The organism is Kitasatospora sp. NPDC018058 (genome assembly GCF_044327205.1).
Lineage (GTDB): Bacteria > Actinomycetota > Actinomycetes > Streptomycetales > Streptomycetaceae > Kitasatospora.
Map to the genome: position 1 here is coordinate 38505 of NZ_JBIRFA010000022.1, position 12486 is coordinate 50990.

The following is a 12486-nucleotide window of genomic DNA, read 5'->3' on the forward strand; positions in this document are numbered from 1 at the left end:
TGGTCGGGCGGTGCCCCCAGGCGGAATCGGCTTCCGGTCAGAGGAAGCAGGGGTCCAGCGGCACCTGTGACTGCCCGGGCAGGGCGAGGCCGCGCGCCGCGCGCCAGGCGTGCTCCTCGCCGGAGGCTGCCACGGCCTCCAGCACGCCCTCGGCCTGGCGGACGCCGGTCAGGCTGGGGGCGGGGGTGCCGTGGTAGCCGCCGAACCGGGTGACCGGACTCCAGGACGGCGACACCTCGGGCAGCTCGGGGGCCAGCCCCTGGTGCTCCGCTGCGGCGTGAACGATGCGTCCGCCGACGACGGTGAGGACGGACTCGATGTGCGCGATGTCGGCCTCGGGCACGCTGAAGTAGTCGGCGCTGAGCAGTGCGAGGTCCGCGTAACTGCCGACCGCCAGACGGCCCTTGACCTCCTCCTCGCCGGTGAGGCGGGCACCGCCCAGGGTGTAGAGCTCCAGGGCCTGCTCGCGGCTGAGCCGGTTGTGCTCGGCCGCGAGGCGCCGACCGCTGACCGCCCGGCCGGAGACCAGCCAGTGCAGGGCGACCCAGGGGTTGTAGGAGGAGACCCGGGTGGCGTCGGTGCCCGCCGCGACGGTCAGGCCGCGGTTCAGCATCGCGCGCAGCGGCGGCGCCTCGGCTGCGGCCGGAGCGCCGTAGCGCGCGACGAAGGCCTCACCCTGGAAGGAGAGGCGGTTCTGCACGGAGACGGCACCGCCCAGGGCGGCGATGCGGTCGAGGCTGTCCGGGCTGACGGTCTCGGCGTGGTCGAAGAGCCAGCGGTTGCCCTGCGGGAAGAGGCCCTCGGCGGCGAGCTTCTCGAAGACGGCGAGGTCGCGGCGGATGGTCTCGTCGTAGGTGGCGTGCAGCCGGAAGCCCCAGCCGTTCTCCGTCAGAAGGCGGACGGCCTTCTCGAACTGGCCTTCGTAGGAGCCCAGTTGTGGCCTGGGTTCGGTGAAGTTCTCGAAGTCGGCGGCGGCCCAGGTGAGGTTCTCCCCCGCGCCGTTGAGGCGCAGCCACTCGTCGCCCTCCCCGGGGCGCACGGTGTTGACCCAGCGGGTGAGGTCGTCCAGCTCCTGCCCCGCGGTCTGCGGGAAGAGGTGGTAGGCGATGCGCAGGGTCAGTTCGCCTTGGCGGGCGAGTTCCATGACGGTGCCGTAGTTCTCGGGGAAGCTCTGGAAGCCGCCGGCGGCATCGATCGCGGAGGTCAGGCCGAAGCGGTTCAGCTCGCGCAGGAAGTGCCGGGTGGAGCCGATGCGGTCGGCCACGTCCAGAATCGGTGCCTTGGCCAGGGTGGAGTAGAGCAGCAGCGCGCCGGGGGCGGCGATCAGCAGGCCGGTGGGCTCGCCGTCGTGTCCGCGGACGATCTGGCCGCCCGCCGGGTCGGGGGTGTCCCGGGTGAAGCCGGCGGCGCGCAGCGCGGCCCGGTTGAGCAGCGCCGACTGGTAGAGGTGCAGCACGAAGACGGGGGTGTCGGGCGCCGCGGCGTTGAGCTCCTCCAGGGTGGGCAGGCGCCGTTCGGCGAACTGGTCGGCGGACCAGCCTCCGACCACCCGCACCCACTGGCCGGGCGGGGTGCGCTCGGCCTGGAGCCGGAGCATCGCCAGGGCCTCGCGCAGCGTCGGGACGCCGTCCCAGCGCAGCTCCAGCACGTAGTTGAGGCCGCCGCGGATGACGTGCAGGTGCGCGTCGTTGAGTCCGGGAACGGCCCGGCGGCCGAGCGCGTCGACCACCCGGGTGTCGGGGCCGACCAGCGGGACGACGTCCGCGTCGTCGCCGACCGCCTGGATCAGTCCGTCCCGGATGGCCACAGCGGTGGCCTGGGGGCGGCGCGGGTCGTTGGTGTACACCTTGGCATTGCGTACGACGAGGTCGGCGGGCTGGTCGGGGGTGCCGGGACGGATTCCGGCGACGGGCATGGTGGACAAGGGAGGTCCCTTCGTTCGGTGGTGTTCGGCCGTGGGGGTTGAGGGTGTGCGCGGGGTCAGTGGAAGCCGAGCGCGGAGGGAGTCACTGCCGGGCCGCCGGCCGGCCGCGGATTCGCCGGGGCCGCGAGGATCAGCGCCGCGAGCTCTCCCCCGGCCCGTTCGATCCGCGCCGGCAGGCTGTCGGTGTGCGTGTCGCCCGTCCCGCCCCAGTCCTCGGAGGCGGCGAAGACCGCGGTCGGTGCGACGAGCGCGCGCTGGTGGGTGAAGAGCGGGCGCATCGCGTGTTCCAGGGCCAGGGAGTGGCGCGCGGTGCCGCCCGTCGCGCCGATCAGCACCGGCTTGCCCGCCAGGGCGCCGGGTTCGAGCAGGTCGAAGAACGACTTGAACAGGCCGCTGTAGGAGGCCGAGAAGATCGGGGACACGGCGATCAGCGCGTCCGCCGTGCTCACCTCCTCCAGCGCGCCGCCCAGTGCCTGCGTGGGAAAGCCGGAGAGCAGGTGGTGCGAGATGGGGGTGGCCAGTGGGCGCAACTCGTGCAGGCGCACCAGGACTTCACATCCGGCACGGGCCAGGTGGCCAGTGGTGGCCTCGGTGAGGCGGTCCGCGAGCAGGCGGGTGGACGAGGGCTGGCTGAGCCCGCCCGAGATCACGGCGAGCGTGATCGGCGAAGTCGTTTCCATGGGGGACTCCGTCCTGGTCAGGAGGCGGCGGGGACGTTGTCCCGGAGCGTGGCGTGAGTGGGGGCGTCGGGAACGGTCGCGGGCCGGCCCTTGGCGAACTCCTCACGGAGGACGGGCACGACCTCCTCGCCGAGGATGTCGAGTTGCTCCAGCACCGTCTTGAGCGGCAGGCCGGCGTGGTCCATCAGGAACAGCTGGCGCTGGTAGTCACCGACGGTCTCGCGGAAGCCGAGGGTGCGCTCGATCACCTCCTGCGGACTGCCCACGGTCAGCGGGGTCTGCTCGGTGAACTCCTCCAGCGAGGGGCCGTGCCCGTACACCGGCGCGTTGTCGAAGTACGGACGGAACTCGCGCACCGCGTCCTGGGAGTTCTTCCGCATGAACACCTGCCCGCCGAGGCCGACGATCGCCTGCTCGGGCGTGCCGTGGCCGTGGTGGGCGTAGCGCTCGCGGTAGAGCTCGACCATCCGCCGGGTGTGCTCCTGGGGCCAGAAGATGTTGTTGTGGAAGAAGCCGTCGCCGTAGTACGCGGCCTGTTCGGCGATCTCGGGGCTGCGGATCGAGCCGTGCCAGACGAACGGCGGCACGCCGTCCAGCGGCCTGGGCGTGGCGGTGAAGGCCTGCAGCGGGGTGCGGAAGCGGCCTTCCCAGTCGACCACGTCCTCGCGCCAAAGCCGGTGCAGCAGCGCGTAGTTCTCCACCGCGAGCGGGATGCCCTGGCGGATGTCCTGTCCGAACCACGGGTAGACCGGGCCGGTGTTCCCGCGCCCGAGCATCAGGTCGACGCGACCGTCGGCGACGTGCTGCAGCATCGCGTAGTCCTCGGCGATCTTCACCGGGTCGTTGGTGGTGATCAGCGTGGTCGAGGTGGAGAGGATGATGCGGTCGGTCTGCGCGGCGATGTAGCCGAGCATGGTCGTCGGGGAGGACGGGACGAACGGCGGGTTGTGGTGCTCGCCCATGGCGAAGACGTCCAGGCCGACCTCCTCGGCCTTGAGCGCGATGGCCAGCATCGCCTTGATGCGCTCGCGCTCGCTCGGCGCCCGTCCCGTGGTCGGATCGACCGTCACGTCACCGACACTGAATATCCCGAACTGCATGGGTTGCCGCCTTTCCGCTGGCTGATCGCGGCCCGACGGGGCCACCCGGCGAAACCTAGGCAGCCGGCGACGCGCGAAGGACTTCCGCAGCGCATGACCGATGGCCCCGTAGCGCACTGAAGCGGTCGTCCGGCTCGGTTCGGCCGGTCGTGCGTTGTCAGGACAATCCCGGGCGCACAGCGAGCAGAACACCCGGGCCGCCGCGCACTAACGTCGTTGAACGAGGCGCCCCGGTGATCCGGGAAAGTCTGATTCAACGTCAATTCCCTGCATTCACAAGGAAAGAGAAGACAAATGGTCGACTTCGCGAACGTTCACGCCGCTCCGAGCCCGGACCTGCTGACCCCCGACAACGCGATGATGCTGTTCGTCGACCACCAGCCGCAGATGTTCTTCGGCACCGGTAGCGGCGACCGCACCGCGATCATCAACGCCACCGTCGGCCTGGCGAAGGCCGCGAAGATCTTCGACGTGCCGACCGTGCTGTCCACCGTCGCCGCCGAGTCCTTCTCCGGCCCGATCCTGCCGCAGCTGAAGGCCGTCTTCCCCGGCCAGGAGGTCGTCGACCGCACCACGATGAACGCTTGGGAGGACGAGGCCCTGGTCGAGGCGGTCAAGGCGACCGGCCGCAAGAAGATCATCCTCTCCGGCCTGTGGACCGAGGTCTGCCTCGTCCTGCCGGCCCTCTCCGCGCTGGACCAGGGCTACGAGGTCTACGTCGTCGCCGACGCCTCCGGCGGCGTCAGCCCGCTGGCCCACGAGCACGCCCTGCAGCGGATGACCGCCGCCGGCGCCGTGCCCGTCACCTGGATCCAGGTCCTGCTGGAGCTCCAGCGCGACTGGGCCCGCACCGAGACCTACGTCCCGGTGACCGAGCTGGTCAAGGAGCACGGCGGCGCCTACGGCATGGGCCTGGTCTACGCCCAGTCCATGATCAACCCGCACGCCGCCGGCTGACGGACCGCACCAACCCAAACGGAGTCCGAAATGAACACGGGCCTTCTCCTGCTGCGCCTGGTCGCCGGTCTGCTGATCGCGGGCCACGGCGTTCAGAAGGTCAGCTTCCACCTCGGCGGCGGCGGCCTGGAGGGTGGCAGCGCCGAGTTCCGGGGCGACGGCTTCCGCGGCGGCAAGCTCACCGCGATAGCCGCCGGTGGCACCCAGATCGGGGCCGGACTGATGCTGGCCCTCGGCCTGCTCACTCCGCTGGCCGGCGCGGGTGTCATGGGGGTGATGACCGTCGCCCTGACAGTCAAGTGGCCCCACGGGCTGTGGGTGCAGCACGACGGGTACGAGTTCCCGTTCGTCCTGATCGTCGTCGGCGCCGCGCTGACCGCCACCGGCCCCGGACAGTGGTCGGTCGACGGGGCCCTCGGCCTGGCGCACTGGCCGCTGTGGTGGCTGCCTGTGGCCGTCATCGCCGGTGTGGGCGGCGGCCTGGCCACACGGCTCGCCCTGCACCGCGCCTGAGGCGGCCGCGACCGAACGGGCTCGGGCCCCTGGACAGTTCTCCTGCCCAGGGGCCCGAGGCCGTCGGCATGCAGGAACGCCGACGGCGACTCATTCAATTGTGAACGATTGTCATTCCTCAGGGGTGACGAGGAGGCGGCTGACAGATGAGTGGATCCGAAGAGTTCGACGTCGTGGTACTGGGCGCCGGTCCGACCGGGGAGAACCTCGCCGATCGCGCGAGAGCCGGCGGGCTGAGTGTGGCGATCGTGGAGCGGGAGCTCGTCGGAGGCGAGTGCTCGTACTGGGCCTGCATGCCGAGCAAGGCGATGCTCCGCCCGCCGGCCGCCCTGCGAGACGCCCGGCGGCTGCGCGGCGCCCGGGAGGCGGTCGTGGGCGCTCCGGACGCCGCGGCGGTGCTGCGTCGACGCGACGGCTTCGCCTCGCACTGGCAGGACCACGGCCAAGTGGCCTGGCTGGACTCCGCCGGGATCACGCTGGTCCGCGGGCACGGCCGGCTGGAGGGCGCGCGGCGCGTGGTGGTGGACGGCGCCGACGGAACCCGCCGCGTCCTGACCGCGCGTCACGCCGTGGCGGTCTGCACCGGCACCCGTGCCGCCCTGCCCGACCTGCCGGGCATCGAGCGCACAGACGTGTGGACGAGCCGTGAGGCGACCAGCGCCGCCGAAGTCCCCGCCCGGCTGGCCGTCGTCGGCGGCGGCGCCGTCGCCGCGGAGATGGCCACGGCCTGGAGCGCACTGGGCAGCCGGGTGACCCTGCTCGTCCGCGGGTCCGGGCTGCTGCCAAGGATGGAACCCTTCGCGGGCGACCTCGTCGCCGCCGCCCTTCGGGAGTCCGGTGTCGACGTACGGACCGGGGTGTCGGTGAGCGGCCTGACGCGCGACCGCGAGGTGGTCCTGGACCTCGGGGAACACGGTGAACTGCATACCGACGAGGTGCTGTTCGCCACCGGGCGAAGGGCCGCCACGGGAGACCTGGGCCTGGAGACGGTCGGCCTGGAACCCGGCGGGTGGATAGCAGTGGATGACACCGGGCTGGCCGTCGACGTGGACGGCGACTGGCTCTACGCCGCCGGCGACGTGAACGGGCGCTCGCTGCTGACCCATCAGGGCAAGTACCAGGCCAGGGTGTTCGGCACGGCGATCGCCGACCGGGCGGCCGGCCGGGAGCTGGACGTCGCCTCTTGGGGGCGCAGCGTCGCGACCGCCGACCGGGCCGGCGCACCCCAGGTGGTCTTCACCGACCCGGAGGTGGCCTCGGTCGGCCTCACCCTCGCCGACGCAGCCGCACGGGGCCTGCGGGTACGGGCCGTCGACTACAACATCGGCGACGTGGCGGGCGCCTCGCTGCACGCCGACGGATACCGCGGCCGGGCAAGGGCCGTCATCGATCTGGACCGGGAAACCTTGGTGGGGGCGACCTTCGTCGGATCCGGGGTCACGGAGCTGCTGCACTCGGCGACCATCGCCGTCACCGCCGAGGTGCCGCTCAGCCGGCTCTGGCACGCGGTACCCGCCTACCCGACCATCAGCGAGGTCTGGCTGCGCCTGCTGGAGACCTATCGCGGCTGAGGCGCGGTTTCCTCGGAGGGCACGGGCGCAACAGCGACCGTACACATCGGGACAAGTCCTGGCTCATCCCAACTCATAGCCTTCTGGAGCGATTTCGGCCCACCAACCGGGGGGCGCGTCGCAAAGCAAGCGGACGGCCGCCCTGTTGGCGGCCGTCCCAAGGACGCGAAGTACCGAGAGCAAGGAGCGAGATGATGGTGGCGGCGGCGAGGGAAGACGAGCGCGTGCGCGAGCCGGACCCGACGGTGGCCGGGATCGAGACGCCCACGAGCACGGATCCGATGGCCGGTACCGGAGCCGAGCCGAACCTGCACGCCATGACACGGATCACCCTACGGCCCATCGCCTCGCCGATGCCCCTGGGCTTCTTCACGGTGGCCATCTCCTCCGTCGTGACCAGCAGCCTGCAGCTCGGCCTGATCGACAGTGCGAACCGGCAGGCCGTGGCGCTCACGGTCTTCTCCGCCTTCGCTCTCCAACTGCTGGTCAGCATCCTCGCGTTCGGCGCCCGTGACGTCATCGCGGCGACGCTGATGGGCGGATTCGCCGGCGCCTGGCTGGCCAACGGCCTGGTCACGTCGACGGACGCCCACGGCGGGGCACAGGTGCTGGGTGTGATGAACCTGGCGTTCACGGTCTTCGCCGCTCTGATGGCATCGGTGGCCAGGCCGAAGAAGGTGCTGTGGCTGCTCCTGCTGATCGCCGTACCGCGCTACTTCGTCGCCGGCATCTACGGCCTCTCGGGCGCGGCCTGGCTGGGCCACGCCGCCGGGGCGCTCGGCATGCTCCTCGCGGCGGTCGCGATGTACGCCGCCTACGCCCTGATGCTGGAGGAGCTCCGAGGCAGGGAGGTGCTGTGGATCGGGCGCAGCGGTCCCGTGCGGGACGCCATGCACGCGGGACTGGCCGGCCAGCTGAACCGGCTGGAACAGCAGGCGGGTGTGCGCCGGACCCTGTAGTCGGTGGCCCCGTCCGACCGCCCGGATCCGATGGCGGGACGCGACTCGGCCGTGCTCCTTCCCGGTCCTCGGGTACGAGCACGGCCGAGTCGCGTTTCGTCCACGGTCTGCGGGGTTCGCGGCACCTCTCCCCGGCCGCGATCGCCTCAGCGGTCTCTGACCAGTCGACTCAGTTCGGCGTCCCAGTCGATCAGTTCGGATTCTCTACCGCGGGGCACGAGGACGAAGCTCTGCTCGCGCAGCCAGCTGTGCACCGGCTCGACCGGCACGTCGATCGAGGCGGTGCCGTCGTCCCCCCTGAGCGTGATCCGCAGCTGCCGGCGGCCGTGGCAGCGGCACGGTGGCGAGATTTTCACATCGCCGATCCCGGCCGGCTTGTGCAGGCCCTTCCACAGCAGGTCGCGGGAGAACTCCCACGTCCCGACCGCCGGGCCGGAGTCGGGGAACTCCATGACCACGGAGAACGGCGCGTCACCGCAGTACGCGAAGCGTACCGGCAGATCGATGAACTTCCCGTCCCCGAGGTTGAGTTGCGCCTTCAGAACGGGCGTGACGGAGTCCGCGCCCGCCGTGGGGCCTTGGTCGGGGAACGGATGGCGTCCGGGCACGGTACCTCCAAGGACGACGGGTGGACGGATACGGCCGCCCACCGGGCGCGGCTGCCGCGATCGCGCGGGCGACGCCGGAACCGGTGAACGACACGAAAAAGTGCCGGGCCCGCCGACGAACGGGCCCGGCACAGAGCGGGCCGGGCCTGCCGACGAACAGGCCCGGCCCGCGGTCACGCCCCGGTCTCGGGGGTGACGACCAGGTGCTCGGCGAGGAACCAGACCTGGGTCTCACCGGTGCGGACGATCTGGGAGACCAGGAGGTCCTGGGTGCCGTCGTCGCCGAGCCCCGCCACGCGGGTGGCGGCGTCGCGGACGTCGGCGAGGATGGTCTCGTGCGCGTCGAGGAGCCGCGAGAGCATCGAGTGCACGTCCTCGATGCCGTCCGGCGGGCGCGGCACCCCGGTGATCCGCGCGGCGTGCCGGGGGTCACCCACGGCGACCCCGCCGAGCGTCTGCACCCGTTCGGCGAGCGCGTCGACCAGCTCCAGCTGCTCCTGGGCGTGCTTGTCGAAGAGCAGGTGCAGCTGGTAGGCGGTCGGCCCGCGCATGCCCCAGTGACACTTCTTGTACAGCGCGTACAGGAACTGGGTGTCCGCGAGGACGCGGTTGAGCCGCTGGCACGAGTACTGCCGGGCGTCGTGGGAGAGCGCGATCGGCAACTGGGTGACGGTGCCGAACTCCTGGATCTCGGCGGCGTGTTGGTGGAGGTGTGGCTGGCTGGTCATGGCGCTCCTGGGGATAGCTGGACTGTTCGGGGATCAGACTAGGAACGCTCGGGCCGACGGCCTGTTCCGACGGCGCACCGCCTGCGGTCCTTCCGTGCACCCGCGCGGGAGTTGAGCCCATGTGAACCGCCGGGCGCACGCGGAGCACTCTCGGACGACACCGGGTGCTCTCCGAGGCAACAAGCCGGCGCCGGCCGCCCCTAGCGTGAGCCCCATCGCAGCCACACGCTGTCCGAGAGATAGGGAAACCCCATGCCGTTCATCACCGTTGGCCAGGAGAACTCCACCTCCATCGACCTCTACTACGAGGACCACGGCACCGGGCAGCCGGTCGTCCTCATCCACGGGTTCCCGCTGAGCGGGCACTCCTGGGAGCGGCAGAGCACCGCGCTGCTCGACGCCGGCTACCGGGTGATCACCTACGACCGCCGCGGCTTCGGCCAGTCCTCCCAGCCGACCACCGGCTACGACTACGACACCTTCGCCGCGGACCTCAACACCGTGCTGGAGACCCTCGACGTCCAGAACGCCGTGCTGGTCGGCTTCTCGATGGGCACCGGCGAGGTCGCCCGGTACGTGTCCGAGTACGGCTCCGCCCGTGTCGCCAAGGTCGCCTTCCTCGCGTCCCTGGAGCCGTTCCTGCTCAAGACCGACGACAACCCGGACGGCGTCGCCTCGAAGGACTTCTTCGACGGCGTCGTCGCCGCCGTGAAGGCCGACCGGTACGCCTACTACACCGCCTTCTACCAGGACTTCTACAACCTGGACGAGAACCTCGGCAGCCGGATCAGCGAGGAGGCCGTCCGCAACAGCTGGGACGTCGCGGCGAGCGGCGGCTCCTTCGCCGCCTCGGCCGCCCCGACCACCTGGTACACGGACTTCCGCGCCGACATCCCGCGCATCGACGTCCCCGCCCTGATCCTGCACGGCACGGGCGACCGCATCCTGCCCGTGGAGAACACCGCGCGGCCGTTCCACAAGGCGCTGCCCTCCGCCGAGTACGTGGAGATCGAGGGCGCGCCGCACGGCCTGCTCTGGACCCACGCCGAGGAGGTGAACACCGCGCTGCTCGCCTTCCTCGCGAAGTGACCCGGACGGCCGCCCTTCCACGACCGCGGCCGTCCGTCCCATCGTCGGTACCGCCGTCGCCGCCCCAGGCCCAGACGGCGATGGCGGTACCGGCCACACACCCGCGCCCGGCGCTCGCTTGAGCGGGCGCCGGACGCGAACCATGACCAGGAGGTCACCCGTGAAGCTTCAACTCGTCCGACGCGTGGTCCCGTTGGTGGCGGCGGTCGCCGCGCTGACGGCGATCCCCACCGCCTCGGCAACCCAGAGCACCTCGGCAAAGCCGGGCTCGCACCAGCAGTTCGCCGTCGGCCCGCAGTACGACACCACCCACGTCTACGTCGCACCCGGCACCGAGCAAGCCTTCGTGACCAGCTGGACGTCCACCTTCGGCGGCACCACGATCGGGCCGGTCTCCACCCAGGTGACCCCGACGCCCAGCCGGACGCTGTCCGAGCTGGTGGTGTCGCCGGTCGGCACGCTGTCGGTGTTCGACTACACCACGCCCGTCCCGTATCCGTTCGGCACCGAGCGCACCGGCTGGCTGGTGACCGACCTCGACCAGGCGGTCCGGGCCGCCCGCGCCGACGGCGCGGCCGTCACCGTGGCGCCGTTCGCCGACCCGATCGGCCGGGACGCCGTCGTCCAGTTCCCCGGTGGGATCAACGCCCAGCTCTACGTGCACAACGCCCCGACGTCGTACCCGGCTCTGGCCAGCGTGCCGGAGAACCGGCTCTACCTGTCGCCGGACTCGGTCGGCGCCTTCCTGGACAGCTACCTCGCCTTCACCAAGGGCCACATCGTGTCCGACGACCGGCACGCCGACGGCGCCGCGCTCGGCCGGCCCGGGACGACGTACCGGCTTATCCGGCTCACCTCCGGCTTCGGCGCCACCACCGTCACGGTGACGGACGGCCACCTGCCCCACCCGTTCGGCCTGGAGACCACCGGCTACGGCGTGCCGGACCTCGGCACGACCCTGGACCGGGCCAGGGCGGCCGGCGCCACGGTGCTGTCGGGGCCGGTCCGCGCGGGCGGCCGGGAGAGCGCGATGGTCCGGTTCCCGGGCGGCTACGTCGCGGAGATCCACACCGACCGGTGACCGCCCCCGCAGGTCACGCCCGTACCCGGCGCTGCACCGCCCGCCCTCACCACGACCGGCGGTGCAGCGCCATGTGCACGGTGTCGACGACCTGCAGCAGCGCGGCCCGGGCGGTGCCGGTGGGGTAGCGCGCGCCGAGCAGCAGGAAGCCGTGCGGCACCCCCTGGTAGCGCGTCGCCACCACCGGGACGCCCGCCAGCCGGAGCCGGGCGGCGTAGGCCTCGCCCTCGTCCCGCAGCACATCGGCCTCGGCGGTGACCACCAGTGCCGGGGGGAGCCCGGCGAGCTGTTCCAGGGTCGCCCGCAGCGGCGCGGCGACGGCCTCCCGCCGCCGGTGCGGCTCCGGCAGGTAGTCGTCCCAGAACCGGCGCATGTGGTCGCGGTGCAGGAAGTACCCGGTCGCGAACCGGTGGTAGGAGGCGGTGTCGAAGTCCGCGTCGGTCACCGGGCACAGCAGCACCTGGTGCACCAGCCGTACGTCTCCGCGCTCCCGGGCGAGCAACGTCAGGGCCGCCACCAGATTGGCCCCCGCGGAGTCCCCGACGGCGGCGATCCGGTCCCCCTCCAGCCCGATCTCCTGGCCGTGCGCACGGATCCAGCGGGCCACGGCGTAGCACTGCTCGACGGCCACCGGGTAACGCGCGGCGGGCGCCCGGTCGTACTCCACGTACACGACGGCGGCGTCGGTGCCCAGGGCGAAGTCCCGGATCAACGGGCCGTAGCAGGCGGCGTCCCCGAGCGACCAGCCCAGACCCGGCAGGAACAGCACCACCGGGCTCAGCTCGGCGCCGCCGACGGGCCTGGTCACCTGGACCCGCACCCGCCCGGGCGGTTCGCACGGCAGGGCGAACCACTCCGACGTGGTGCCGTACGGATCGTCCTCGTACTCCTCCGGCCCGCCGTCGGAGCGGCCGTCGGAGGTGAGGACGGCGAGGTCCGGCAGTTCCGTCGCGGACCGGCCGGCTCCGCCGTCCAGGAACTCCGCGAGTTCCCGCTCCAGCACCGGGCGCCGGCCGCACGAACCGCTTCCGACCTGCTCGGACGGGCAGCACCCGGGGAACGCATCCTCGACCGCCCCCGCGACGTCCGTTTCGTCGTTCATCGGGCGCGGTCCCTCCGCCCGGGAGATACCTCGGCCGGACCTCGCCCGACCCTGGCGGCGTCGTGGGCCAGTCCGCGCAGCGGGTTCGCGAAGGCCAGGACGGTCAGGCCGCGTTGGTGGAGTTCGGCGATGACACCGAACCAGCTGGTCGCGTCGGAACAGCCGTCGTGGACG

Annotated in this window: 12 protein-coding genes; 6 read left to right on the forward strand and 6 right to left on the reverse strand. The window is 71.9% G+C overall.

All coding sequences use genetic code 11. From position 1 onward, the window contains the following. Nucleotides 1–37 precede the first annotated feature (37 nt). From ACH4E7_RS28245 to ACH4E7_RS28255, 3 genes are all read right to left on the reverse strand, one after another. The gene (locus ACH4E7_RS28245) at nt 38–1915 is read right to left on the reverse strand and encodes an amidohydrolase (RefSeq protein WP_396251938.1); all 1878 of its coding nucleotides are present in this window, start codon (nt 1913–1915) and stop codon (nt 38–40) included. A gap of 65 nt (nt 1916–1980) precedes the next feature. Then, nucleotides 1981–2604, reverse strand: a complete 624-nt coding sequence (locus tag ACH4E7_RS28250; RefSeq protein ID WP_396251870.1) for a CE1759 family FMN reductase — start codon at nt 2602–2604, stop codon at nt 1981–1983. Nucleotides 2605–2621: 17 nt separating this feature from the next. After that, complete coding sequence (locus ACH4E7_RS28255) at nt 2622–3704, reverse strand: LLM class flavin-dependent oxidoreductase (protein WP_396251871.1); 1083 nt, start codon at nt 3702–3704, stop codon at nt 2622–2624. A gap of 294 nt (nt 3705–3998) precedes the next feature. Here ACH4E7_RS28255 and ACH4E7_RS28260 point away from each other — a divergent pair, with 294 nt between their 5' ends. From ACH4E7_RS28260 to ACH4E7_RS28275, 4 genes are all read left to right on the forward strand, one after another. Further along, a complete protein-coding gene (locus ACH4E7_RS28260) occupies nt 3999–4661 on the forward strand; it encodes a hydrolase (protein ID WP_396251872.1) in 663 nt (220 codons plus the stop codon). Nucleotides 4662–4691: 30 nt separating this feature from the next. After that, a complete protein-coding gene (locus ACH4E7_RS28265) occupies nt 4692–5174 on the forward strand; it encodes a DoxX family protein (RefSeq protein ID WP_396251873.1) in 483 nt (160 codons plus the stop codon). 146 nt (nt 5175–5320) lie between these two features. Next, nucleotides 5321–6745, forward strand: coding sequence for a dihydrolipoyl dehydrogenase family protein (locus tag ACH4E7_RS28270; protein ID WP_396251874.1), 1425 nt, complete (start codon nt 5321–5323; stop codon nt 6743–6745). Between the two features lie 191 nt (nt 6746–6936). Further along, a complete protein-coding gene (locus ACH4E7_RS28275) occupies nt 6937–7704 on the forward strand; it encodes a GPR1/FUN34/YaaH family transporter (protein ID WP_396251875.1) in 768 nt (255 codons plus the stop codon). 146 nt (nt 7705–7850) lie between these two features. Here ACH4E7_RS28275 and ACH4E7_RS28280 read toward each other — a convergent pair whose 3' ends face one another. Next, nucleotides 7851–8312: an SsgA family sporulation/cell division regulator gene (locus ACH4E7_RS28280; protein WP_396251876.1), complete on the reverse strand. Its 462-nt coding sequence runs from the start codon at nt 8310–8312 to the stop codon at nt 7851–7853. A gap of 173 nt (nt 8313–8485) precedes the next feature. Beyond that, on the reverse strand, nt 8486–9040 hold the full coding sequence (locus tag ACH4E7_RS28285; RefSeq protein WP_396251877.1) for a Dps family protein: 555 nt from the start codon (nt 9038–9040) through the stop codon (nt 8486–8488). A 252-nt stretch (nt 9041–9292) separates the two neighbouring features. Here ACH4E7_RS28285 and ACH4E7_RS28290 point away from each other — a divergent pair, with 252 nt between their 5' ends. Together ACH4E7_RS28290 and ACH4E7_RS28295 are read left to right on the forward strand one after the other, a co-directional pair. Beyond that, nucleotides 9293–10129 carry an alpha/beta fold hydrolase gene (locus ACH4E7_RS28290; RefSeq protein ID WP_396251878.1) on the forward strand — a complete coding sequence of 279 codons (837 nt, stop codon included), beginning with the start codon at nt 9293–9295 and terminating at the stop codon, nt 10127–10129. Nucleotides 10130–10289: 160 nt separating this feature from the next. Continuing rightward, a complete protein-coding gene (locus ACH4E7_RS28295; protein ID WP_396251879.1) occupies nt 10290–11210 on the forward strand; it encodes a VOC family protein in 921 nt (306 codons plus the stop codon). Between the two features lie 46 nt (nt 11211–11256). Here ACH4E7_RS28295 and ACH4E7_RS28300 read toward each other — a convergent pair whose 3' ends face one another. Continuing rightward, entirely contained in the window at nt 11257–12312 is a 1056-nt protein-coding gene (locus ACH4E7_RS28300; protein ID WP_396251880.1) for an alpha/beta hydrolase, read from the reverse strand. Nucleotides 12313–12486 lie beyond the last annotated feature (174 nt).

Bases quoted from the DNA above. Each gene is read 5' to 3' on its own strand.
- ACH4E7_RS28245 (WP_396251938.1), bottom strand. From the start codon at position 1,915: ATGCCCGTCGCCGGAATCCGTCCCGGCACCCCCGACCAGCCCGCCGAC.
- ACH4E7_RS28250 (WP_396251870.1), bottom strand. From the start codon at position 2,604: ATGGAAACGACTTCGCCGATCACGCTCGCCGTGATCTCGGGCGGGCTC.
- ACH4E7_RS28255 (WP_396251871.1), bottom strand. From the start codon at position 3,704: ATGCAGTTCGGGATATTCAGTGTCGGTGACGTGACGGTCGATCCGACC.
- ACH4E7_RS28260 (WP_396251872.1), top strand. From the start codon at position 3,999: ATGGTCGACTTCGCGAACGTTCACGCCGCTCCGAGCCCGGACCTGCTG.
- ACH4E7_RS28265 (WP_396251873.1), top strand. From the start codon at position 4,692: ATGAACACGGGCCTTCTCCTGCTGCGCCTGGTCGCCGGTCTGCTGATC.
- ACH4E7_RS28270 (WP_396251874.1), top strand. From the start codon at position 5,321: ATGAGTGGATCCGAAGAGTTCGACGTCGTGGTACTGGGCGCCGGTCCG.
- ACH4E7_RS28275 (WP_396251875.1), top strand. From the start codon at position 6,937: ATGATGGTGGCGGCGGCGAGGGAAGACGAGCGCGTGCGCGAGCCGGAC.
- ACH4E7_RS28285 (WP_396251877.1), bottom strand. From the start codon at position 9,040: ATGACCAGCCAGCCACACCTCCACCAACACGCCGCCGAGATCCAGGAG.
- ACH4E7_RS28290 (WP_396251878.1), top strand. From the start codon at position 9,293: ATGCCGTTCATCACCGTTGGCCAGGAGAACTCCACCTCCATCGACCTC.
- ACH4E7_RS28300 (WP_396251880.1), bottom strand. From the start codon at position 12,312: ATGAACGACGAAACGGACGTCGCGGGGGCGGTCGAGGATGCGTTCCCC.